Genomic DNA, 22,062 nt, shown 5'->3' with positions numbered 1-22,062 from the left:
GACCTTCCCCCCCCCCCCAGTGCTCGCGGAGGTCGTGGAGGTTGAAGGCGTTGTGCCGCCAACTCTGGCCGCACGTGCCCCCGAACGCTCCATCCGCTTCCTGCCATCGGTACTGCCTGCAATCCGCGCAGCGCACCCACTCGGCCGCACCGAAGGAGTCGCGGGCGAAGGTCACGCCGTGCTCCTCGAGGTCGCACACGTCGCCGTGGTCGATGGCGAGCACGCCGAACGCCCGGTCGTTGGCGCGGTCGTCAGTGGTCAGTAGCGTTCCGCCGACGACGAATGCCTGCCTAGCGTCCCGTGCGAGCGCCCTGCGCACCTTGGGGGGCTTCCGCCCGTAGCTCGGCCTGCGTCGTAGCGGCCTTGACCTCGACCCAGAACGCGCCGTCCACGAGGAAGTCGGGGATGTATCCGTCGAAGTCGAGCGGTTCGTATTCGTACTCCCAGCCGATGAGGTCGAATAGCGCCGCCCAGCGTGCTTCAGTGCGGGAGCGGAACCGGACGCCGTTGTAGATGGTGGGGATGCCCTGATGGGATTCAGCCTTGCTCATGTCCTTTCTCCTCCGTGAGGGTCGATGCGTTGGTGCCGTGGATGGCGCGGTAGAGGGTGGAGAGGCCGACCTTGTGGAGGGCCTGCAGGTCGCGGTAGGTGTACTCGCCCGATTCGTACTGTGCGACGAGCTGCCTTCGTTGCTCGGCGGTGAAGGCGGGTGGGCGTCCGTGCCCTCGGCGGTTCTCAGTGGTAGCCATTGGTCCTCCCTGCGGCGGTTGCTTGAGCGATGTTTCAGAAGACGAGGTCGTCGGCATCGAGCGCATCGGCTTCCTCCTCGTTCGGGGTTGCGGCGGTGGCGGTCAGGTCGTTGAGCGTGAGCCCTTCGGCCATGAGCTGTGCCTGGATGCTGCGGAGGATGGCGGCCTTGCGGTCGTCGGTGCTCATCTCCGAGTCCCGCTGATCGTCGAGCGTGCGGAAGCGGACGCCGCGAACGAACGTGGCGACGGTGGGAATCGCCGTCGAGCGCGGGCGGTAGAACTCGTCGTCCTCCGCCTGCGCGGGCATGGAGCGGGTGTAGGCCTTGTGGCGACCGCGCACGCGCTCAGCGCCCGACTGGGCGTACACCTCGTGCTGTTCAAGCATGGCCAGGAAGGAGCGCTTGCTGTCCATGCCCTGCCCGCTTCGGCGCATCTGGGCGGCGTAGGAGGTGTAGAGGTCGTCCAGCGTGATGAACGATTCGGGGTCGTCCATGATGGATTCCTGCCACCACTGGCCGATCTTGTCGTTGGACCCGCGCCACTCGTCGCGGGCCTTGACCATTGAGTCGGTCATGGGCGGCTCCTGCTGTCCGCGCTTGTACCAATCGACCGCGCCGCGCACGGCCCAGGCGAGGGCTGCCTCCTGCACGGCGGTGTTGGGAGTCCACTGCGCGACGCGGGGATCTCCCACCCGGTGGTTCTCGCCCGCAATGAGCGCGGCGGACTTCACGAACTTGTAGGGCATGGGGACCACCTTGAGGCGTCGCCAGGTGCCGTGCTCCATCTCGGAGACGCTGGGAGGTGGTTGGTGTTGATGAGGCTCGTGGCGATGACGCGGAACTCCTCCTCGGCCTGGTACTTGTGTGGGGCGCGGAGCACCTGCGACCCGGAGAGGCGCTTCACGATGTAGGCGTCCAGGTGCTTGCTGTCTGGAAGCTCTTCGAACAGCGCCAGGCGCAGGCCCTTGAACACCATGAGGCTGTGGTCGTTCGCCCCGGAGGAGCGAAGGAGCACGTTGGCGGAGGGGTTCGTGGCGTAGTCGCCGGCGCACGCGCGGGTGGTGTCGATGATGGAGGACTTACCGTTGGAGCCGTCGCCGTGGAAGAAGTAGATGCTGGCGTCCGTGGGCTGGTGGCCGGTGAATGCCTGCCCCACGATGGTCTGCACGTACTCGCGGGTGTCGGCGGAGATGGCCTCGAGGATGGTGGTCCACCCCGCGTGCTCAGCATCGGGCAGGTAGCGCACGCCGGTGCGGCGCATGAAGTAGTCCTCGGGCTTCGCCTCGCGTAGCTCACCGGTGCGCAGGTCGATGGCCCCGTTGGCGGCGAGCATGACATCCGGGTTGGCGTCGAACACCAGGGAGGACACGGCGAGCTCCTCGGCTGCCGAACCCATGATGTTCTTGCACACTGCCACGCTATGCAGGCGGCGGGTGGCCACCTCGTCGGCGGCGGTTCCGCGGTCAACTGCGTCGTCGTAGACGGCCTTGAAGTAGCTCTTCGCCCACTGGCTCACGGTCTCGCCGGATTCCTTGCGCCACGCCCCGGTGGTGGGCTCGTACACTGCCCAGGCGCGCCACTCGGTCACGTAGGCAGTCGTGCTGCGGAGCTTGTCGGCAAACAGGGGTGCGAGGTTGTCCTCGGTGAAGTAGTTCTTCGTGAAGCCCTCGCCGTCCTTCTGGGCGGCCGTCGCGGTGGCAGAGCGGGTTTCGGCAGTCACGTTCACGGGCTCGTATTCGGGTACGTAGTTGGCTGCACCCTCCTCCACCGTGCGGGGCACCGTGCGCTCGATCTCATCCATCGGCAGGCCGCAGGCGATTCCCGCACGCGTCATGGCCGCCGTCACCGCGTGCGTGGGCGCACCGGCGGCTGCGGCCGCGTAGGTCTGCCGGTACAGGGTGTCGTTCCGGCTCCCCGGCGCTGCGTTCATGACCTTGAGCGCGGCCTTGTCGAGCACGCGCTTGGCCTTCATACTCGGGAAGTCGTAGGGCAGTTCCTCCCCGCTGTGCGCCGGTGCAGCCGCAGGCTTGGGCTCGGGCTTGGCGGTGAGCTTCGTGAACAGCCAGTCGGGTAGCTCCGCGATGGGCGCGGCGTGCTTGATGGCGTATTTGCCCTTGCCCTTGCTGCGGTCGTCCTTGTCGCGCCAGACGGTGGAGCCTGGGCCGACGACCTGCCCGCCCTTGGCACGCACGTCGATGCCGGTGCCCAGCACCTTCTCCACGGAGTTGCGGATGTTGGCGTATCCCCCGCGCTGGGCGTCCGTGATGCGGTAGTAGCGGTGCTCTCCACCGTTGGGGGTGGAGACGGTCAGCGTCGCGGGATTCTCGTTGCCCTCGGTGAGCTTCGCCCAGGAGTCAAAGCCGTTTACGCCGGTCGCCTTGGTGTCCAAGTCGATGACGACGAGCCCGGCGCGCCCGCAATTGACCCCGTAGCCGGTCGTGTTGCGGCGCTCGTCCTCCGTGAACTCATCCCACACCTTCTGCTGCTAGTGCTTCATGGTGGGGCCCTTGTTGAAGTTCTTCAGGGGAAGCCCGAAGCGGCGGAGCTTGGCGATGATCTGGTCGTCTGTAGCCATGTCGATGTACCTCGTTCGTCTCGTGGCACCCGTTGCGAGCGGGGAGGCGCCACGAGGGAATATCGGAACTACGTCTTCGCAGGTCAGGCGACTCTCAAGCGAAAGGGCGGCGCCTCGGGAGAGGAGACAGGCGAGGCAAAGCCACTCGATCCCGAAATGCCGCCCTCAAGGTCGCGGGCCGCCGCCAGCGCCTTGCGCGTATGGCACCAATATCGAGCCCAGAGAGCGGCCGCTGTCGGCCTTGGCAGAGTGGAGCCGACGAGCGGAGCACCTGTGACGGGATGTGCCGCAACCGTGAGCAAACGCGGCACGGGTTCTATGACGCTATTACGTCGTTTTTGCGGAGGTGTGACGGGTGTACCGCAAAGAACCGGAAACTTTTCTCCTAGAGCCGTATTCCATAGCCATTACAGCTCTCTTATGCCAGCGGTTTTATGGAAAGTAACGGCACCCCGTCACACCCTGCTCAGAGGACGCTATAGCGTGCTCAAACCCGTGCCGCGTTTTGAGAAGTAACGGCACACCAGCGGCACACCCCTACGAGGTTGCGGTGAGGCTGTCCGCTCTCCGCTCAAAACTCGCACGTGTACGCGGGGACGCGCCCGTGAGTGCCCAAGCGGGCACAAAAAGGCGCCAATCTTTCGACCGGCGTCTCTTTCTGAAGGCAAACACGCAACGCCAGGAGAATTTCGTGAATGAGTGTTCCGCTCGGGACTTCAATGTTGTTCCGCGATCTGATCCCTCACTGCGCTTACGCGAAAGCTAAACTTCTTCGCGCAGACACTTAGGGTGACGCGAAGTCGCCCCTTCGGGCGGAACTTTCGAACCGGCTGGCGGTTGATCCTCTCCCACGTCCTTCCACTGGCGTCCTGGAATCGGATACGAAAGCTCTCAGTCGCACCGAGGTAGTCAGTAGGAAAATGCACACCGACCTTAAACTCGGCATGTGGCGCAATATCTGGCCAGGAATTGGGCACAGGGACTACCGTTCCGTCTCGCCTCAAGATGTCCACAGATTCAATGAAGAACGTCTCATCGCTGGTGGACACCAAATGTAGGTCCACCAAGACGGACTCTTCTGTGGTGACTAACTCAACCCCGGTCCCGCCGCTTTTTGCTCTGAGCTGCGGGTTGCCAGCGAGAAAAATCTTTGGAGCTTCGCCAGTCACTCGGTCTGGGAGAATCTGGATTGGCACTGGAGGCTTCACAATGGATAGCAACCTCGCCTGGGCGATCTCCTTATCTCGGATGCTCTGCCGGTACAGAAATACGGCCCATAGGAAGGCCGCAGCCGTTCCGACAGCACCTACCCACTCGGGGACAGACCCCCAGATCACATCCATGTTCCTAACCCTACGCCCAACGCTCGTCGGCCCTCGCCACTGTGCGCCGATGTTACTTGCGCGGTCGCGGCACCCTCCACTGTCCGCGCCGCTCCTTCGTGAACCTGGGGAAGAGGTAGGCGCACATGTGCTCTTCGTAGGCCGCGCTGGCTGCCTCCCTCGTGTCGAAGTGGTCGCGCTCGAGGTAAGTGCACCCCTTCTCGTGGCACACCTCCGGCTCGCCGTTGTGGTAGTTCAGGTGGTAAATGAGCTTGGGCTGTTGCTTCGCGGGCACGGCATCCTCCTCGCCGAAGTGTTCGATGGTCCTTCGTGAATAACGGAGCGGTCTAGTAGCTCCCGGCTACTAGCGTCAGAGAGCCGGGCGCTACTAGAGACGCGCGCTCCGAAAAAAGAAGACGGTCGCTCTCAGGGGGCGCGGGCGACGAACCGCTGCGCCGCTCGCTCGCCCCACTGTGATCCGGTGCTTCGTTCTCGTGGCACTTTCGCGAACTGACTTTTTGGAAGCTTCGGCAGTTGGAGCTTTCGTCGATGTTAGATACACGCTGACGAGCCGGGAGAGCCTGGGGAGTTGGCCCAGTGAACTTCGGGATGTTTCTTGGAATGGTGAGCCCCACTTGCTCCAAGCGAGCGTCAGTAGGGACCGGTGCTCCAATGGCAGCCCCAAGCTGGCGAGGAGTGCACGTCCCACTGGCGCGAAGCGCGAGGGGCCGGAAGTTGTAGGAACGGGGGATGGCTCCCCAGGTTCATGCGGGGCGTCAGTGGCCTCCAGTACTGGAAGCACTTCCGGAAGCCTCCAAGAAGGGTGCGCTTCGCGGTGGCTTTCAGAGGCTTTCAGAAGCGCGCTAGCGCTGCTGCTTCCCTCCCCCCGTTCCGTCTGCGTGAGGGTGGGGCGCATCAGAATCGAGAGTTCGATGGTCGTTCCATCCCTAGTCCACGGCGGAGTCTCCACCCCGATATTCACCGCCACACGACGATGAGGGAGGCGCGAGACATGGCTACAGACATCACGAACCCGTTCTTGGACGACGAGGACGAGCTAGATTCCCGGCTGGTCGACGATGAGCAAGCGGCGGAGAACGACGTTGAGGCCACCACAGAGCGACGACCGTGGGAGCGCGACTACACGGCCGAGGAGCGCGCCGACATGGCCGCGAGGCGGGCCGCCGGTGAGCTGCTACCCGGCCATAAGCGGGCATCCACCTACCGCCGCCGCGACATCACCGACAGAGACTTGCAGCTACTAGCATTCATCGCACGGTTCAAGTACGCCACCGAGGCGCAGCTCGCCATGCTGTCGAACGTGCTGCCGAAGACGGCCTACAAGCGCATGATGGGCCTTCGAGAGTTGGGCATGGCGGCGTGTGAGCACGTGCCGGGGGGCGAACCGCGTGTGGTTCGCCACGGCCAAGGCGTTGCGGTGGCTCGCGGAGGCTCGCTACATCAACCTCGGCGACGTGGCGGAGGTCTGAAACGTCGCTCTCGGGTCACTCGGGCACACCCTCGCGGTCAACCAAACGGCGCTCTGGCTCATGCGTGGGTACCCCGTGGAGGACAGCTCCTCATCGCTTCGGATGCCGTACTCCCTGGACTCGCTCGTCAGCGAGTACATGATTCGCAGTGTGTGGGGCGCGTTGAAGGCCTCACGGATGGACGACGTGAAGAAGTCCGATGAGGGGTACGTGGGAGCCGCACGACACGATGCGATGTGGCGGGCCGTGGAGGCCGGGAAGGTGGCCCCGCCGACGCCCACCGCCGCGAACCCTCGCTTTGGACCATTGCCGTGAAGAACGCGAAGAGCAAGAAGGCCAAGCAGTCGCACCAACCCGACCTGGTGGTCAACTGCGAAGCCCTACGTGAAGGTAGCGAGCCCGTCTCCATCGCCTTCGAGATCGAGCTGACGGCGAAGAACAGGGGAGAGACGGCGAGCATTCTTCGCTCGTTCAAGGAGGATGAGACGCGCTACGCGCAGATCGTGTGGGTGGTCCAGTCCGAAGACGTGCGGAAGCACATCAAGGAGGAGGACCAGGGCATCGGCATGATCGAGACCGGCCGCATGAAGGCTCTCCCGCTCCTCGGCGTGGACGGCGAGCCGTTCACCGCCCCGCCTGGCGGCTGTAACCTCCGCCGCTCGATGAACGCCGCTCCCGCCTGAGAGTGGCGTTTTTTCGTACCGTCGACTCCCCTCAACAGTGAATGGCTGGCGTGGCCGACAGCCGTAGGATTGGATGAGCAGAGGCACGATTGAGGTGTTGGCTGCCTCCCACAGGACGGCGCCATCTGCTCGGCTAGGTATGTGTGTCCGTGGCATGGCTTAATGTTCGTGGGGAGGCTCATGCCCGTGGGCCCAGAAAGGCGCAAATGGAATCCCTGGCTAGCAAGACTCGACACAAGTGTTTCATCTCCTACCACCACGCCGACGAGGATGAAGTTCAGCAGTTCATTCAACATTTCGATCACGACCGTGATGTACTGATCGCGCGCGGCATAGGTGCCAGCATGTCAGGCGACATCATCAACAGCACCAACGCGGACTACATCAAGCAGCAGATTCGCGCCAAATACCTCAGCGGCACGACTGTCACCATTGTTCTCGTCGGCCGGGAAACCTGGAAGAGGCGCTTTGTGGACTGGGAAATCGCAGCTTCGCTCCGGAACACATCAACCTCGTTGGCGAGTGGGCTACTGGGGATCACTTTGCCGTCTGCGGCGAGTTTTTCCGGCAAGAAGCCGCCAGCCCGCCTGGACGACAACACCGATGGCAAGGATGGCTACGCGGTCTGGTGGCAGTATCCGAGCGAAGCTCAGGGCCTCGCAAATATGATCGAGACGGCGTACGATGCGCGTACCAGCAAGTCGCACTTGCGTGACAACAGTCGTTCGCTGAGACTTCGAAACGCCTCATGAAACAGCCCCTGACATTGACCGATAGCGACCTCCCGGATGTGTGGCGGGTCGCGGACACGGAGTCGGGTAAAGGTCAGAGATTGGCATTGCGTCTCACCATCGCCAAAGCGGGCGGTGGAGTTCTAGCAGCCCTCGGTGGTGCTATTTCAATAGGTGAAGTTGGCCTTGCCGTGGGGGCTTGGATCATTCTCGTGGGCTTCGTTGCTGCGCTCGCGAGTGAAGTGGTTTCGTGGATATTTCAGCCAGAGCGCGCATGGTACGACGGTCGCGCAGTAGCGGAGTCAGTGAAGACGCTATCTTGGCGGTACTCCATCTGCGCCGAGCCTTTCCTTCCGACGCTTGCTGAGCCTGAAGCCACCGACCTTCTGCGAAGGCGCGTTGATTCGGTTACTGCCGAGCTTTCGGAGCAGATCGAGTTCACTGGGGACAACCCCGTCGTGACTCCTGGCATGAACCGACTACGCGAGCAGCCGTTCGTTCTTCGGCGCGATGCGTACATTGAAGGCCGGACAAAAGAACAACAGAGCTGGTACGCCTGGAAGGCTAAGTTCAACCGGAACCAGTCCCGAACCTGGCGGGTGCTGCTGATCTTCACTGAGATTGCTGCTGTGGCACTTGCTCTCGCGAAAATCGTGGGCGGGTGGCCGGTAGATTACGCAGGGCTCTTGGGCGCCGCTATTGCTGCCGGTGCCGCTTGGGTGGCTGTCAAGCAGTTTTCGCCTCTGGCTTCCGCATATTCGGTGGCGTCCAAGGAACTCGCCATCCAAGCTGACAAGCTTCGAACAGTTGAGGAGGAAGACTGGGCCCTAGTCGCCGCCGACGCTGAAGAAGCAATTAGTCGCGAACATACAACCTGGCTCGCATCACGTACAGGGATCACGCGACGCCTAAGATGATCTGGATTAACTGCCATTTTTGAGATCGGCTGATGAACGCCGCCCCCTCTTGGGAGCGGCGTTTTTCGTGCGCTCAGGGCGGGTGTCACCAATCGCTAGCAAGCACCTGGTCCGCTCGCCACCGGGAGGCCCACGCCCCACCGCAGCACAGGCATGTCGCCTATCGCATGCCGAAAACAAGCGTCCTGATATTCGCCGCGCCAACAACTGCGGAATGCGCGGACGTACGCGATGACTACATACGGATACGCACGGGTCTCCCGAGCCAAACAGGACGGCGAAAACCAACGGCAGTTCCTCGAAGCCCAGAGGTGCGACGAGGTCGTCCTCGAAACCGACACGGGCAAGAGCGACCGGCGCACGGAGTTCAACAAGCTGCTAGAGCGAGTCACCGAGGGCGACAGAGTGGTGGTGCGACAGCTCGACCGCCTCTCCCGCCGCACCGAAACGCTCGTGCGCATCAGGCGGCAGTTCGAGGAACAGAAGGTCGTGCTGGTCGCGGACGGGAAGGCCTACGACTTCGCCAGCTACACCGGCCGCATGCTCTTCGGCGTGCAGGCCGTCATGGCGGAGTACGAGTCGGACCTCAACGGTGAGCGCGTGAGAGCGGCGGTGTCGGTTCGGAAGAAGAACGAGGGCTACGACAACGTGGGCCGACCCACGGCGCTCTCAGCCCGGAAGAAGCCCGGAGTGTACTGGGCCATCGAGCGCGGGGAGTCCAAGTCGAGCCAGGCAGCCCGCTATGGGGTCGCTCGCTCCACGGTGGCGAAAGCCTACGAAGAGGTGCGCGCTAAGAAGGAGGGAGCAACGCCATGATCGGGAAGTTCATCGCCAGGCACAAGCTCAGCGTCTTCCTCGCGTTCGCGGGCGGCATTCTGTGGTTCGCGACCGGCGACGTGTGGTTCTTCGTCATTGGCCTGGGCTTCGTCGTCCTCGCCGCGACGTTCACCAAGCTGTTCCGCACCATCCTGTGGCTCGCGCTGGCCGTCTACGCGGGCTATGCGATTCCCAACGGGTGGATCTTCGCCGTCGCACTGTTCGCGCTATTCATGGTGTTCCGGCTGTTGCGCGGCATCACGCCCATCGGCGATTTCGGGAAGGGCAAGCCCGGAAAGTAGGCGTGGCGGCGAACGGCGGTGAGTGATCGGCTCGCCGCCGTTTTCCACGCGCTCACAGGCAGTAGTCTGCGGTCTCCCGCGATTGTGGTGACGACGCGGGCAATTGCGCGGGGGCGCTCGGCGGGTCGTGGAACGGGAATAGCTGCGCGCAAGCGTCCTGGAACGGCGGCTTGGTCTTGATGAAGCCTATGAGCATCATGATGATGAACCCGGCAAGGAGCGCATCTGCGAGAGCGAGCACGATGTTTGACATGCCCACCGACAGGCTTAAGAGGATGCCGAGTGAGTTGAGCTTGTGAAAGACGACATCCGCTGCGTGGCCGGTACCGCCGCCGAACACGGCGCGGGTGATGGTTTGCGTCATCCGACGACGCGCGCTGCTCAGGCTGCGGTTTCTGTTTCGGCCGGGCCTGAGCGTGGCTTCGCGTAGTTCGCGAGTCGTTCTCACGCTCGCAGGTGCTCCTTCTGCAGCCGGCAGGAAGTTAGTGCAGCTTGCTTAGCTCGACGGAGAAAGCGATGCGTTCTCGAAAATTTTTGCCGTCAGTTCAGGCACGATGTAGTGGGGTGACGCCTGGGGTGTCATGGCAACACTCGTTCGAGGAGTCCATCGCTATAGTTGGGGAAGCTCCTCAGGGGTTCAAATCCCCTATCCTCCGCAGCAGGAAGCCCCCGGGAGACCGGGGGCTTCCGCTTTTTGCAGGGGTCCTCTCCACCGAGTCGGGAAGTTCACGCCCGTGCGCCTTCGCGCCACGGCGCCCATCGTGCACCTGCGCCGGTGTTCGCGCGGGTCGGATGGGCGCGGAGACCATGGCGTTGGCCGCGGTGCTGGGGATCGGCACGTCAGCGGCGAACGCGGTGATCGGACTGTCGATGGTGCTCGAGCCGGGCGCCTGGATCGCGATGCTCCTGATGACGGTCTATCGCCGGATCCTGCCGCTGCGGAAGTACCCCGGCTGGCTGCGAGAGATCCGCCGCGCGGAGGCGCAGCATCTGCGGTCCCGGCGGAGGCGTTCCCGCTGAATGCTCTGCGCGTCCGGCTTTCTGGCCGCCTCCTCGGTCGTTCTCGACCGGCAGTCGAGCCGCCGTCCAGGGGATCCGTCGGCAGCTCGCCCGGCGCTCCGTGTCGGTGGCCGCCCCTAGGCTGGGCGCATGAGCGGACTTCACGAACGGGTCGCCGTAATCGGCGACGTCGGAGGCCATTCGGCCGTGCTGCGCGACATGCTCGAGCGCCTCGGCGTCGCGTTCGACCCCGCGGCGCACTCGGCGACGGGCGTCGACTGGCGGTCGGTCGGATTCGAGTGGCCCGAGGGGCTGCACGTGGTGCAGGTCGGCGACCTCGTGCACCGAGGCCCGGACTCGCTCGGCGTCGTGCTGCTGGTGGACCGGCTGCTCGCGCGCGGCGTGTGGACCCAGCTCGTGGGCAACCACGAGCAGCTCTACGTCGACCGCCGCGTCTTCGACTGGGCCGAGACCGTCGAGGCGGCCGCATCCGAGGCGCTGCGCGCCTGGTGGGGCGAGGGATGGATGGTGCCGGGCGCGGCGGTCGAAGCCGCCGATGGCGACTGGCTGCTCACGCACGGAGGACTCACCCGGGGCTTCTGGGAGCAGGGGCTCTGGCGGCCGTCGCGGGCGCGGGACGCGCTGGCGCCGCTCGCGGAGGCGAGGGCCGACGGGGCGCTGTGGTTCCCCGGGTCGATGCTCACGGGCCGCGCCGACGAGAACGCCGGCCCGGTCTGGGCGGAGGCAGGCGTGGAGGTCTACCCGTCCTGGAAGCGCGCCGAGACGCCGATGCCGTTCCACCAGGCGCACGGGCATTCCACGGCCTTCCTCTGGGACCGGGAGCAGTGGCGGGCGGAGCGCTGGATACTGCCGGACCTCTCGCTCGACGTCGCGTCCCGGCACGTCACGTTCACGAACGGCGACCGCCGCATCGTCGGCATCGACCCCGGCCACGGCCGCGCGCCGGCTCCGGCCTGGGCCCCGCTCATCCTCCGCGACGCCCGCGTGCATACCTGATGCCTCGGCAGGGCGGCCCGTCCTCCCGCGCGCGAGATCGCAGCTCCTCCGCCCGGTGCCTCGACCCCGAGGTGCCGCCCGTCCTCCCGCGCATGGGAAAGCAGCCGCGACGCATCCGGGTCCGTCGCGGCCGAGTGCAGGCAGGGGCGGAGCCTTAGAGGAGAGCCAGCATCATCGCCACGACGAGGACGCAGAGGAGCAGCACGCCCAGGACGAGGAGCAGCGCGAACGCGATCGGCCGGGCCTGCCGCCAGGGCATGAGGCGGGGATCCATCGCGCGCAGCTCGTGAGGGGCGACTGGCCGATCCAGGTGGGCGAACGGTACGCCCCTGGCCGCCAGATCGTCGGCCAGGGCGCGAAGCTGCTCGACGTCCCACATGTGCCCCGCGAGCAGGAGCAGGCGCCGCCGGTGTCCCGCCAGCACGAGATGATGCGCGGGCGGAACACCGCCGAGCGACAGCCGATCCACAGCCACGACCCCCGCGACATCCGATGCCGCGAACCGGCTCGTGCCGAACCAGGTCGTCACCGCGTACCGACCCTCGCCGAAGACGATCCGCTGCTGCTCGGCCCGACGCGGAATCCACACGTACGCGAAGACGAGCAGCAGCCCCATCACCATCGCGTTCAGCCCGAAGAACACGAAGCCGGCCGCGGAGGGCGATCGCGACAGGACGGTCTGGAGGACGAGCATGACGCCGGGCAGGGCGAGGAGCGGGAGGAAGACCCAGAGCGCCCGGAAATTGGCCCGGACGACGGCCCGTCGGCGCTCCTCCGTCATCCGCATCTCGATCACGGCCGCATCATCCCACGGCGGGCCGGAACGCCCCGGCGCAGATGCGTCGCAGTCCGCGGTTTCGAGCGTCGCAGAACCGCGGACTGCGACGCATCTGCGCGACGGTTCACGGGCGGGGGCGCTCCTGCGGCATCGGGACGAGCACCTCGCGCGGCTGCAGTCGCGCGCCGCGCATCCGCCGCCACGAATTCACCCAGACGCCCCACGCCTCGGGCGCGCTGCCCAGCATCGGGTCGTGGAGCACCCGCAGGCTCGTGCCCGGCGCGGTCATCCAGCCGTTGCGCCCCGCGTTGTCGGTGACGCAGAGGATGCGCGCGACGCCCCACGGCGCGGCCGTCTCGATCAGCACGCGGTCGAGCTCTCCTGCCCCCTCGATCGACAGGATGCGCCCCTCCTGATTCGGCGACCCGGAGGTGAACACCCCCGAGCTTTTCACGAACGCCGCGTCCTCCCGATACTGCCGCCGCCCGATCGCGATCATCGCGAGCCCGGCCACGAGCAGCACCGCCGCGATGGCGTGAGGGAGCCAGAAGATCGTCCAGGTCGCACCGTCCCAGCGCTCGTCCGTTCCGCGGTAGACGCCGCGCTCGACGCCGAGCTGCCCGAGCAGCGAGAGCAGCACCGTCATGACCGACATGGCGATCGCCGCCCAGCCGATCAGCACGAACGCGCCCTTCCGCCGCCGCTGCCAAGGCCTGTACCCGGAGTACAGCCCGAAGGTGCCCGCCTGGCCCGCGAGCAGCACGAACAGGCCGAGCCCGAAGAACAGCCAATCGGGCGAGGGCTCCGGCTCGCCGAGCAGCACATCGGTTCGCGCGCTCCCGAGCGCCATCCAGATGCTGGTCACCGCGGGCACGCTCATGCAGAACGCATACAGCCAGACGCTCGCTCGCACTGTTCACTCCTCGTGCCGGGGATGTCCGCCAAGCGTAGTCGCTAAGCCGGGCCGCAGTCTGCGGCCCCGAGCAATTCGGAACCGCGGACTGCGGCCCAGCCGCGATGCGCGGCCCGGGATCAGGCGAAGGGCGTGGAGGCCTCGTCGAGTCGGGCGACCTCGTCATCGGTGAGCGACAGCGTGCCCGCCGCCACGAGGCTCGGGATCTGCTCGGGCGTGCTGGCGGACGCGATCGGCGCCGTCACGCCCTTGGCGATCAGCCAGGCCAGCGCCACGGTCGTCGGCTCGACGCCGCGCGCCTCCGCGATCGAGACCACGGCGTCGACCACGGCGAAGCCCTCGTCGTTCGCGTAGCCGGAGACCATGTCCTTGCGGGCGCGGCCCTCGAGGTCCTCGGGCGCGCGGTACTTGCCGGTGAGGAAGCCCGCGGCGAGCGAGAAGTACGAGAACACGGCCGCATCGTACTCGCGCGCGATCGGGGCGTACTCGGTCTCGTACTCCTTGCGGGCGACGAGGCTGTACTGCGGCTGGATAGCGACGGGCAGGGCGAGCCCCTCGCGCGTCGCGACCTCGAACCACTCGCGCATCCGCTCGGGCGCGAAGTTCGAGAGCGCGAAGTGGCGGATGCGACCGGACTCGACGAGGTCGTGCGCGAGGCGCACCTGGTCCTCGATCGCCACCTCCTCGTCGTCGTAGTGCGCGTAGTAGAGGTCGATGTAGTCGGTGCCGAGGCGCTCGAGCGACTCGTTCAGCGCGGCCTCGACGTTCTCGCGGCTCAGGCCCTTGCGGTCGTGCTTGCCGGCCACCTTGGTGGCGATGATCACGTCGGCGCGGTTGCCGCGGGCGGCGAGCCACTCGCCGAGCACGGTCTCGGAGACGCCGCCCTCGTTGCCCTCCGCCCACTGCGAGTAGGAGTCGGCTGTGTCGATGAAGTTGCCGCCGGCCGCGACGAAGGCGTCGAGGACGGCGAACGAGGTGTCGCGGTCGGAGGTCCACCCGAAGGTGTTGCCGCCGAGGTTGAGCGGGAAGACGTCGAGATCGGTGCGGGGGATGCGTGCCATGGTTCTCCTTCGGCTGGACGACGGATGCGGACGCCGCCAGCCTAGGCCCGCCGACCTTATCGCGCGGACAACGCGTCGAACAGCGTCATCCGCCGCCGGCGCGGGGACGCATGGCGCCGGCGAGCACGATGCGGGGATGCGGGCGCCATTCGTCCCGGATCGGGCGGCCTTCGGGCAGGAGGCTCGGCACTCTCCGGGCGCGGTCAGGAGCCCGGAGATGCGAAGGACCCCTCACGCACCCGCCAGAGCCCGGTTACCCTTGCTTCGTTTCCGACCTGGGGGAGTTGGCCTGGATGGCGCCACGTGAGGGGCCGACGATCATCATAGCGATTCCGCCGAGCGAATGGCGAATCGATCGACGATTCGAATGGCGATGCGAATGGCGATTCGCGCGGCCGGCCCGGCGGCCCGCCGCGACGGCGCTGCGCGGCTCAGGAATTCCGCATCCCGATCGCTAGCATTGGGCCTGTGACCGCCAGCATCTACATCACGTCGTCCGAGGGATACTCCGGGAAGCAGGCCGTGGCGCTCGGCGTGCTGAACACGCTCACGAAGCACGTGGGCCGCGTGGGGCTGTTCCGCCCGATCGTCGCCGACCCCGAGAGCGACGACGTCCTGTCCCACATGCTGGATCGCGTGGACTCCTCGCTCGAGCTGCGCTCCGAGGACTGCGTGGGCACGACCTACGACGAGGTGCACGAGGACTCCTCCGCGGCGCTCGCGAAGATCATCCACCGCTACGACGCGATGGCGCGCCGCTGCAACGCGGTGGTCATCATCGGCAGCGACTTCACCGACGTCGGCAACCCCGCCGAGCTCGGTTTCAACGCACGGGTGGCCGCGAACCTGGGCGCCCCGGTGCTGCTCGTGCTCTCCGGCCGGAACCAGAGCGACAGCACGGCCCGCACGGCCGAGGAACTCGCGCAGGCCGCGGCGGTCACGTATCCGGAGCTCGAGGCCGAGCACGCCACGCTCATCGGCGTGATCGTGAACCGCGCCGAGCCGGAGGAGCTCGAGCCGATCAAGTCGGCGGTGCGGCAGGTCACCGATGCGATGGCCCAGGATCGGCCCCCGGTCTGGGTGCTGCCGCAGAACCCCATCCTCATCGCGCCGACGGTCGAGGAGCTCTGCGCCTCCGTCGAGGGGTCGCTCTACGACGGCGACCCGGCCCTCATGAGCCGCGAGGTGCTCGGCGTCACGGTGTGCGGCATGTCGATGGAGAACGTGCTGCCCCGCACGTTCGCCTCCGGCGTCGCGGTGGTCGCCGCCGACCGCACCGAGACGCTGCTCGCCCTGCTGCTCGCGCAGCAGGCCGACAACTTCCCCTCGCTCGCAGCGATCGTCGTGAACGGGCCCTTCGAGTTCTCGCCCGTGATCGAGACCCTGCTGAGCGGCGTCTCCTTCAACGTCCCCGTGATCCGCACCGACCACGGCACCTACGAGACCTCGCAGCGCATCGTCAACACGCGCGGCCGGTTCTCGGCCGCGAACCAGCGCAAGGTGGATGCGGCGCTCACCGACTTCGCCGAGCACGTGGATGCGGAGGAGCTCGTCGCGCTGCTCGACGTGCCGGAGCCGACGGTGGTCACGCCGCTCATGTTCGAGTACACCCTGCTGGACCGCGCCCGCCGCGACCGCAAGCGCATCGTGCTGCCCGAGGGCGACGACGACCGCATCCTGCTCGCCTCCTCGAGCCTCCTGGCCCGCGAGGTGGCCGATCTCACGATCCTCGGCGATGCGGAGGCGATCCGCCGCCGCGCCACCGAGCTCGGCGTCGGCCTGGAGGGCGCCGAGATCCGCTCGACCGAGGACCCGGAGCTGCTCGAGCGGTTCGCGCAGGAGTACGCGCGGCTGCGCGCCCACCGCGGGGTCACGCTCGAGGACGCGCGGCATCGGATGCGCGACGTCTCGTACTTCGGCACGATGATGGTGCACCTCGGCCTCGCCGACGGCATGGTCTCGGGGGCGGCGCACACGACCGCGCAGACCATCAAGCCGAGCTTCGAGATCGTGAAGACCAAGCCCTCCGTGTCGATCGTCTCGAGCGTGTTCCTCATGTCGCTCGCCGACCGCGTGCTCGTCTACGGCGACTGCGCGGTCAATCCCGACCCCACGGCCGAGCAGCTCGCGGACATCGCGATCTCCTCGGCCGAGACGGCGCGGCGCTTCCGCATCGAGCCGCGCGTGGCCATGCTCAGCTACTCGACCGGCGACTCCGGCTCGGGCGCCGACGTGGACAAGGTGCGCGAGGCCACCCGCCTCGTGCACGAGCGGGCGCCCGAGCTGCCGGTCGAGGGGCCGCTGCAGTACGACGCGGCCGCCGACATGGCGGTCGCCGCGAAGAAGCTGCCGCAGAGCCGGGTCGCGGGTCGCGCATCCGTGTTCATCTTCCCCGACCTCAACACCGGCAACAACACGTACAAGGCGGTGCAGCGGGCGGCGGGAGCCGTGGCGATCGGTCCCGTGCTGCAGGGCCTGAACAAGCCGATCAACGACCTCTCTCGGGGCGCGCTCGTCTCCGACATCATCAACACGGTGGCGATCACGGCCATCCAGGCGCAGGACGAAGGAGCCTCCGAATGAGCGTCGTACTGGTGGTCAACTCCGGGTCCTCCTCGCTGAAGTACCAGCTCATCGAGATGGCCCAGGAGCGCACCCTCGCCTCGGGCCTCGTCGAGCGCATCGGCGAGGCCTCCGGCAACGTCGTGCACCGGCACGGCGAGGAGAAGACCGAGCGCGCCGTCGAGATCGTCGACCACGACGTCGCCTTCGAGGCGATGCTCGAGAACTTCGCGCAGCACGGCCCCTCGCTCGAGGAGGCCCCGCCCGTGGCGGTGGGGCACCGCGTCGTGCAGGGCGGCCGGCGCTTCTTCGAGCCGACCATCGTCGACGACGCGGTGGAGCGAGACATCGAGGAGCTCATCCCGCTCGCGCCGCTGCACAACGGCGCGAACCTCGCCGGGGTGCGCGCCGCGCGCCGCGTGTTCCGCAGCATCCCGCACGTCACGGTGTTCGACACCGCCTTCCACACCACGATGCCGGACTCGGCGAGCTACTACGCGCTCGACCACGACGTGGCCACGAAGTACCGGGTGCGCAAGTACGGCGCCCACGGCACGAGCCACAAGTTCGTCTCGGAGGCCGCGGCCGCGCATCTCGGCCGACCCTACGACCAGCTGCGCACCGTCGTGCTCCACATCGGCAACGGCGCCTCGGCCTGCGCCGTGGACGGCGGCCGCTCGGTCGAGACCTCGATGGGCATGACCCCGCTCGAGGGGCTCGTGATGGGCACCCGCACGGGCGACATCGACCCGGCCGTGCTGTTCCATCTGCACCGCAAGGCCGGCTACAGCGTGGACCAGCTCGACGAGCTGCTCAACCGCAAGTCGGGCCTGCTGGGGCTCACCGGGACGAACGACGTGCGCGACGTGACCGAGCGCGCGCTCGCGGGCGACCAGCGCGCCGCGCTCGGCCTGGACGTCTACGTGCACCGGATGCGCCACTACCTCGGGGCCTATCTCGTGGCGCTCGCGGGGGCGGACGCCATCGCGTGGTGCGGCGGCGTCGGCGAGAACTCGGTCGAGGTGCGCCGCCGGGTGCTCGAGGGGATGGAGTGGCTCGGCGTCGAGCTCGACGAGGCGCGCAACGCCGAGCGGGTCGAGGGCATCCACGAGATCTCGACCGACGCCTCGCGGGTGCGGGTGCTCGTGGTGCCCACCGACGAGGAGCTCGAGATCGCCAGGCAGACGCTGCAGGCGACGGGGATCGCCGTCGGCTGAGCCCCTCCCGAACCCCTCCCGGAGACTGTGCATCGACCGACATCGAGGTCGGTGGTTCCGTCTACGATGGTGGGCATGGTCGCTGCCCTCTACCGTCGTTATCGGCCCGAGTCGTTCGCCGAGATGATCGGGCAGCGTCAGGTGACGGATCCGCTCATGACGGCGCTCCGCACCGGGCGCGTCAACCACGCCTACCTCTTCTCCGGCCCGCGCGGATGCGGCAAGACCTCCTCCGCGCGCATCCTCGCCCGCTGCCTCAACTGCGAGCAGGGCCCCACGCCCGAGCCCTGCGGCACATGCCAGTCCTGCCTCGAGCTCGGCCGCGACGGCAACGGCTCGATCGACGTGCTCGAGATCGACGCCGCGAGCCACGGCGGCGTGGACGACGCCCGCGACCTGCGGGAGCGCGCGGTGGTGGCGCCCACCCGGGACCGGTTCAAGATCTTCATCATCGACGAGGCGCACATGGTCACCGGCGCCGGATTCAACGCGCTGCTCAAGGTGGTCGAGGAGCCGCCCGAGCACGTGATGTTCATCTTCGCGACCACCGAGCCCGAGAAGGTCATCGGCACCATCCGCTCGCGCACGCACCACTTCCCGTTCCGGCTCATCCCGCCCGCGCCGATGCTCGAGTACATCGAGAGCATCTGCGAGCAGGAGGGCATCGGCGCCCAGCCCGGCGTGCTCCCGCTCGTCGTGCGCGCCGGCGGCGGTTCGGCCCGAGACACCATGTCGCTGCTCGACCAGCTCATCGCGGGCACCGAGGGCGTCGAACTGCAGTACGAGATGGCCGCGCAGCTGCTCGGCTTCACCTCGCACGGCCTGCTCAACGACTCGATCGACTCGTTCGCGGCGGCGGATGCTGCGCGCGCCTACGAGTCGGTGGACTCGGTCATCCAGTCGGGGCAGGACCCGCGCCGCTTCGTCGAGGACCTGCTCGAGCGCGTGCGCGATCTCATCGTCGTCAAGGCGCTGGGGGAGTCGGCCGGCGCCGTGCTGCGCGGCGCAGCGCCCTCGGACCTCGAGCAGATGCGCGAGGCGGCCGGGCGGTTCTCGCCGAACGCGCTCAGCCACATCGCCGACGCCGTCAACGCGACCCTCACCGAGATGAGCGGCGTCACCGCGCCCCGGGTGCAGCTCGAGCTCATGGTCGCGCGCATCCTCGTGGGCATGCGCGCCGTCTTCGGCGGGGAGGCGGCGCCCGGGGGATCGTCGGGCGCGCAGACGGCCGGCATGCAGGCCCCGGGTGGACAGACTTCTGGCGGGCAGGCTCCGGCTGCGGCGCAGGCCGCTGGCGGACCGTCGGCGGGGGAGCAGCACGCCGCGCAGCGGCAGACGCAGGATTCGGAGCCCGGCCAGGCCGGCGCGGGCACCTCGCGGTCCGCGGCGGACGGGGCGACCGGCCGTGGCGCCGCGCCCGCGGAGGCCGCCCCGGGCACCCGAGACCGCGCCGCCGAGCCGTCGGGCAACCCTGCCGCCGCAGCGGCCGCCGCGTGGGATGCGGTGACGCCGGGCGCCGATGAAGCTCGGACCGACGATGCCCGGCCCGCCGAAACGGGCCCCGGTGACGTTTCGAGCCCCGTCGCATCGGGACCCGGTGCCTCGAGGCCCGATGATGCTTCGAGCGCCGCCGATGCCTCGAACCGCGCTGCTGCTTCGAAGCGCGCCGGTGCCTCGGACTCCGGCGCGGCCGGGCCGGACCCGGGGATGGAACCGACCGGCGGATCGGACCGGCGCCCGGCCTCGCAGGACGAGGAGTCGACGGCGGATGCGCAGCAGACCGCCCCCGCAGGTCCTGGACCGGCCGAGGATCGGCCCGCGCCCGAGGAGGCGCCGGACGGCTCGCCCTCGGAGGCGGAGCCGAATCAGAGCGCCTCCGACGCGGCGCCCGCCGACAGCCGATCGGAGCCGGCACCCGCAGATCCCGATGGCGCCGCCCCCGACCTGCCCCCGGAGGAGGCCGAGCGCACGGCGACGGCCGAGCCCGCCCCCGGGCAGGACCGGCCCGCATCCGGCGAGCCCGAGGACCGGCACGGCGCCGAGCAGTCGCCCGCCGAGGTCCTGGGCGGGGTGGACCCCGCCACCGTCGACCTCAGGCGGGTGCGCGACACCTGGCCCACCGTCGTCGAGCAGGTCAACGGCATCGGCGGCCGCAGCTCCTGGAGCGTCATGAACTCGGTGCACCCCATCGAGTACACCGACGCGAAGCTGCGCATCGAGTTCCCGAACCGCGGCGTGTTCGAGCAGTTCGCGCACGGGCGCGAGCGGGGCGACTCCGTCGGCGACCACCTCAAGCAGGCGCTGCGGGAGGTCTTCGGATTCGAGATCACCATCTATCCGCGCGTGCGCCAGAACGACGCCGACGCGGCGCCCCGGCAGGAGGGCGCGCCGCCTTCGGACCCCGAGCGCCACCGAGCCGGTCCGGGCGGCTCCGAGCCCGGGCCCGATCCGGCCGCCGGGGGAGCGGCCCCGACCGCGTCCGGCACAGCGCCGACGGATGACTCCGCGCCCGCCGCCGGCCCCGCATCCGCCCGCGAGCAGACGAGCCCGTACGCGAGCTCGGCGACGGCGCACCTGGCCCCGGCCGATGAGCCGGCTCGGGACCGACGCCCCGCCGCCTCGACGCCCGCCGCCCGCCCCGCGGCGCAGCGCCCTCCGGCCGAGGGGCAGAGTTCGCCCGCTCCGGAGGCCTGCGTCGCGACCTGGGACGTCGTCGCGATCCCCGGATCCGCCGACGGCCCCGGCTCGGGCTGGGACGAGTACGCCACCGGCTCGGGCGAGGACTCGCCCTCGCAGCCCGAGGCGTCCGAATCGCCGGCCGCGACGCGCGCCGGTGCAGTCGCCTCCCCGCAGGGCGCCGACGGGCGCGCCGAGGCTCCGGCGGAAGCCGAGGGCGGCGAGGTCATCGAGATGAACCGCTGGTCGCGCACCCGGCCGGGAAGCGGGCAGGAGACGGCGGCGTCCTCGCCCTCGTCAGCGCCCTCGGAGCAGGCCGCGCCCTCCGAGCAGGCCGCACCCCCGGAGCAGGTGGCGCCTCCTGCCCCGGCCGCGTCCCCGGCGCCCAAGGCGCCGCCAAAGCGGCATCCCGCCCTCGCGGCCGGCTCCGAGCGCTACGGCGAGTCCGTCATCAGGGAGAAGCTCGGCGCCCGGTTCGTTGGCGAGGAGATCATCGAGACCCCCATCGAGTCCCCGATGGACCCGGGGGACATCCCACCGGACGACTTCGAAGCACCGCCGGAGGAGTACTAGACCGTGTACGAGGGAATCGTCCAGGAGCTCATCGACGAACTGGGCCGACTGCCGGGCGTGGGCCCGAAGTCGGCCCAGCGCATCGCGTTCCACATCGTGCAGACCCAGAGCTTCGACGTGAGCAGGCTCGCGAAGGTGCTGCTCGAGGTGCGCGACCGCGTGCGCTTCTGCAAGTACTGCGGGAACGTCGCGGAGTCCGAGGTCTGCAACATCTGCGACGACCCGGAGCGCGACCGCACGCTCATCTGCGTCGTGGAGGAGCCCAAGGACGTGGCCGCGATCGAGCGCACCCGCGGCTACGAGGGGCTCTACCACGTGCTGGGCGGCGCGATCTCGCCCATCGACGGCATCGGGCCGGACCAGCTCAACATCCGCGGGCTCATGCCGCGGCTCGAGACGGGCGAGGTGGCCGAGGTCATCATCGCCACCGACCCGAACCTCGAGGGCGACGCGACCGCGAGCTACCTCTCCCGGCTGCTCGCGGCCGTCGGGGTGCGCGTCTCGCGCCTCGCCTCGGGCCTGCCCGTGGGCGGCGACCTCGAATACGCGGACGAGGTGACGCTCGGCCGGGCGTTCGCCGGTCGGAGGATCATCGGCGAGTAGCCGCTCCGGCGGCTCCTCGAGGGCGGCCCCGCGGATCTCGGCAGCACCGTTCCCGACGGCTGCTCCCTCCCGGCCCCG

General features: G+C 68.2%; 22 protein-coding genes and 1 other RNA gene. 11 read left to right on the top strand and 12 right to left on the bottom strand.

Going from position 1 to position 22,062, the window contains the following annotated elements:
• The 7 genes from FM112_RS17455 to FM112_RS14140 all read right to left on the bottom strand — a co-directional run.
• Positions 1-319: hypothetical protein (locus tag FM112_RS17455; RefSeq protein ID WP_217874604.1), on the bottom strand; the 319-nt coding region annotated here is incomplete at its 3' end.
• Positions 291-551: a hypothetical protein gene (locus FM112_RS14160; protein ID WP_087008729.1), complete on the bottom strand. Its 261-nt coding sequence runs from the start codon at positions 549-551 to the stop codon at positions 291-293. The genes FM112_RS17455 and FM112_RS14160, both read right to left, overlap by 29 nt.
• Entirely contained in the window at positions 538-750 is a 213-nt protein-coding gene (locus FM112_RS14155; protein ID WP_087008727.1) for a hypothetical protein, read from the bottom strand. The genes FM112_RS14160 and FM112_RS14155 overlap by 14 nt, the downstream gene beginning before the upstream one ends.
• Positions 751-784: 34 nt before the next feature.
• On the bottom strand, positions 785-1,495 hold the full coding sequence (locus tag FM112_RS14150) for a hypothetical protein (protein ID WP_140400708.1): 711 nt from the start codon (positions 1,493-1,495) through the stop codon (positions 785-787).
• On the bottom strand, positions 1,477-3,225 hold the full coding sequence (locus tag FM112_RS14145; protein WP_087008723.1) for a bifunctional DNA primase/polymerase: 1,749 nt from the start codon (positions 3,223-3,225) through the stop codon (positions 1,477-1,479). The genes FM112_RS14150 and FM112_RS14145 overlap by 19 nt, the downstream gene beginning before the upstream one ends.
• 815 nt (positions 3,226-4,040) lie before the next feature.
• The gene (locus FM112_RS16970) at positions 4,041-4,667 is read right to left on the bottom strand and encodes a hypothetical protein (protein WP_140400707.1); all 627 of its coding nucleotides are present in this window, start codon (positions 4,665-4,667) and stop codon (positions 4,041-4,043) included.
• 52 nt (positions 4,668-4,719) lie between these two features.
• Complete coding sequence (locus FM112_RS14140; RefSeq protein ID WP_087008720.1) at positions 4,720-4,941, bottom strand: hypothetical protein; 222 nt, start codon at positions 4,939-4,941, stop codon at positions 4,720-4,722.
• A gap of 1,506 nt (positions 4,942-6,447) precedes the next feature.
• Here FM112_RS14140 and FM112_RS14130 point away from each other — a divergent pair.
• The 5 genes from FM112_RS14130 (at position 6,448) to FM112_RS14110 (ending at position 9,585) form a co-directional block, all read left to right on the top strand.
• Positions 6,448-6,819 (top strand): hypothetical protein, encoded by a 372-nt coding sequence (locus tag FM112_RS14130; RefSeq protein WP_087008716.1) that lies wholly within the window; start codon positions 6,448-6,450, stop codon positions 6,817-6,819.
• A gap of 206 nt (positions 6,820-7,025) precedes the next feature.
• Entirely contained in the window at positions 7,026-7,571 is a 546-nt protein-coding gene (locus tag FM112_RS14125) for a TIR domain-containing protein (RefSeq protein ID WP_087008714.1), read from the top strand.
• Entirely contained in the window at positions 7,568-8,467 is a 900-nt protein-coding gene (locus FM112_RS14120) for a DUF4231 domain-containing protein (RefSeq protein ID WP_087008712.1), read from the top strand. Before FM112_RS14125 ends, FM112_RS14120 begins: the two co-directional genes overlap by 4 nt.
• A 231-nt stretch (positions 8,468-8,698) precedes the next feature.
• Positions 8,699-9,283 carry a recombinase family protein gene (locus FM112_RS14115; protein ID WP_087008709.1) on the top strand — a complete coding sequence of 195 codons (585 nt, stop codon included), beginning with the start codon at positions 8,699-8,701 and terminating at the stop codon, positions 9,281-9,283.
• Positions 9,280-9,585, top strand: a complete 306-nt coding sequence (locus FM112_RS14110; RefSeq protein ID WP_087008707.1) for a hypothetical protein — start codon at positions 9,280-9,282, stop codon at positions 9,583-9,585. The genes FM112_RS14115 and FM112_RS14110 overlap by 4 nt, the downstream gene beginning before the upstream one ends.
• Before the next feature lie 52 nt (positions 9,586-9,637).
• On the opposite strand, the gene FM112_RS14105 is transcribed toward FM112_RS14110, so the two are convergent.
• Positions 9,638-9,949 (bottom strand): hypothetical protein, encoded by a 312-nt coding sequence (locus tag FM112_RS14105; protein ID WP_087008705.1) that lies wholly within the window; start codon positions 9,947-9,949, stop codon positions 9,638-9,640.
• A gap of 443 nt (positions 9,950-10,392) precedes the next feature.
• Between FM112_RS14105 and FM112_RS14100 the strand changes: the two genes are divergently transcribed.
• Both FM112_RS14100 and FM112_RS14095 read left to right on the top strand, forming a co-directional pair.
• Positions 10,393-10,605, top strand: coding sequence for a hypothetical protein (locus tag FM112_RS14100; protein WP_087008702.1), 213 nt, complete (start codon positions 10,393-10,395; stop codon positions 10,603-10,605).
• A 129-nt stretch (positions 10,606-10,734) separates the two neighbouring features.
• Positions 10,735-11,601, top strand: a complete 867-nt coding sequence (locus tag FM112_RS14095; protein ID WP_087008700.1) for a metallophosphoesterase — start codon at positions 10,735-10,737, stop codon at positions 11,599-11,601.
• Positions 11,602-11,755: 154 nt separating this feature from the next.
• Here FM112_RS14095 and FM112_RS14090 read toward each other — a convergent pair whose 3' ends face one another.
• The 4 genes from FM112_RS14090 to ffs form a co-directional block, all read right to left on the bottom strand.
• A complete protein-coding gene (locus tag FM112_RS14090) occupies positions 11,756-12,397 on the bottom strand; it encodes a hypothetical protein (RefSeq protein ID WP_087008698.1) in 642 nt (213 codons plus the stop codon).
• A 106-nt stretch (positions 12,398-12,503) separates the two neighbouring features.
• Entirely contained in the window at positions 12,504-13,259 is a 756-nt protein-coding gene (locus tag FM112_RS14085) for a hypothetical protein (RefSeq protein WP_140400705.1), read from the bottom strand.
• A 152-nt stretch (positions 13,260-13,411) separates the two neighbouring features.
• The gene (locus tag FM112_RS14080; RefSeq protein WP_087008695.1) at positions 13,412-14,353 is read right to left on the bottom strand and encodes an aldo/keto reductase; all 942 of its coding nucleotides are present in this window, start codon (positions 14,351-14,353) and stop codon (positions 13,412-13,414) included.
• A gap of 219 nt (positions 14,354-14,572) precedes the next feature.
• Positions 14,573-14,669: signal recognition particle sRNA small type (gene ffs, locus FM112_RS14075), an RNA gene on the bottom strand.
• Between the two features lie 152 nt (positions 14,670-14,821).
• Here ffs and pta point away from each other — a divergent pair.
• The 4 genes from pta to recR all read left to right on the top strand — a co-directional run bounded on the left by pta (position 14,822) and on the right by recR (position 21,984).
• Complete coding sequence (gene pta, locus FM112_RS14070; protein ID WP_087008692.1) at positions 14,822-16,936, top strand: phosphate acetyltransferase; 2,115 nt, start codon at positions 14,822-14,824, stop codon at positions 16,934-16,936.
• Positions 16,933-18,132: an acetate/propionate family kinase gene (locus tag FM112_RS14065; protein ID WP_087008689.1), complete on the top strand. Its 1,200-nt coding sequence runs from the start codon at positions 16,933-16,935 to the stop codon at positions 18,130-18,132. The genes pta and FM112_RS14065 overlap by 4 nt, the downstream gene beginning before the upstream one ends.
• 75 nt (positions 18,133-18,207) lie before the next feature.
• On the top strand, positions 18,208-21,381 hold the full coding sequence (locus tag FM112_RS17450) for a DNA polymerase III subunit gamma and tau (protein WP_217874602.1): 3,174 nt from the start codon (positions 18,208-18,210) through the stop codon (positions 21,379-21,381).
• A 3-nt stretch (positions 21,382-21,384) separates the two neighbouring features.
• Positions 21,385-21,984 (top strand): recombination mediator RecR, encoded by a 600-nt coding sequence (gene recR, locus FM112_RS14055; protein ID WP_087008687.1) that lies wholly within the window; start codon positions 21,385-21,387, stop codon positions 21,982-21,984.
• The last annotated feature ends 78 nt before the right edge of the window (positions 21,985-22,062 follow it).

Origin of the sequence: Gulosibacter sp. 10 (assembly GCF_900163695.1) — a bacterium.
Lineage (GTDB): Bacteria > Actinomycetota > Actinomycetes > Actinomycetales > Microbacteriaceae > Gulosibacter.
Note: the sequence above shows the minus strand (reverse complement) of the source record. Positions and strands in the feature narration are given on the sequence as shown.

Bases quoted from the DNA above. Each gene is read 5' to 3' on its own strand.
- FM112_RS14160 (WP_087008729.1), bottom strand. From the start codon at position 551: ATGAGCAAGGCTGAATCCCATCAGGGCATCCCCACCATCTACAACGGC.
- FM112_RS14155 (WP_087008727.1), bottom strand. From the start codon at position 750: ATGGCTACCACTGAGAACCGCCGAGGGCACGGACGCCCACCCGCCTTC.
- FM112_RS14150 (WP_140400708.1), bottom strand. From the start codon at position 1,495: ATGCCCTACAAGTTCGTGAAGTCCGCCGCGCTCATTGCGGGCGAGAAC.
- FM112_RS16970 (WP_140400707.1), bottom strand. From the start codon at position 4,667: ATGGATGTGATCTGGGGGTCTGTCCCCGAGTGGGTAGGTGCTGTCGGA.
- FM112_RS14125 (WP_087008714.1), top strand. From the start codon at position 7,026: ATGGAATCCCTGGCTAGCAAGACTCGACACAAGTGTTTCATCTCCTAC.
- FM112_RS14120 (WP_087008712.1), top strand. From the start codon at position 7,568: ATGAAACAGCCCCTGACATTGACCGATAGCGACCTCCCGGATGTGTGG.
- FM112_RS14115 (WP_087008709.1), top strand. From the start codon at position 8,699: ATGACTACATACGGATACGCACGGGTCTCCCGAGCCAAACAGGACGGC.
- FM112_RS14110 (WP_087008707.1), top strand. From the start codon at position 9,280: ATGATCGGGAAGTTCATCGCCAGGCACAAGCTCAGCGTCTTCCTCGCG.
- FM112_RS14105 (WP_087008705.1), bottom strand. From the start codon at position 9,949: ATGACGCAAACCATCACCCGCGCCGTGTTCGGCGGCGGTACCGGCCAC.
- FM112_RS14100 (WP_087008702.1), top strand. From the start codon at position 10,393: ATGGCGTTGGCCGCGGTGCTGGGGATCGGCACGTCAGCGGCGAACGCG.
- FM112_RS14095 (WP_087008700.1), top strand. From the start codon at position 10,735: ATGAGCGGACTTCACGAACGGGTCGCCGTAATCGGCGACGTCGGAGGC.
- FM112_RS14085 (WP_140400705.1), bottom strand. From the start codon at position 13,259: ATGAGCGTGCCCGCGGTGACCAGCATCTGGATGGCGCTCGGGAGCGCG.
- FM112_RS14080 (WP_087008695.1), bottom strand. From the start codon at position 14,353: ATGGCACGCATCCCCCGCACCGATCTCGACGTCTTCCCGCTCAACCTC.
- FM112_RS14065 (WP_087008689.1), top strand. From the start codon at position 16,933: ATGAGCGTCGTACTGGTGGTCAACTCCGGGTCCTCCTCGCTGAAGTAC.
- FM112_RS17450 (WP_217874602.1), top strand. From the start codon at position 18,208: ATGGTCGCTGCCCTCTACCGTCGTTATCGGCCCGAGTCGTTCGCCGAG.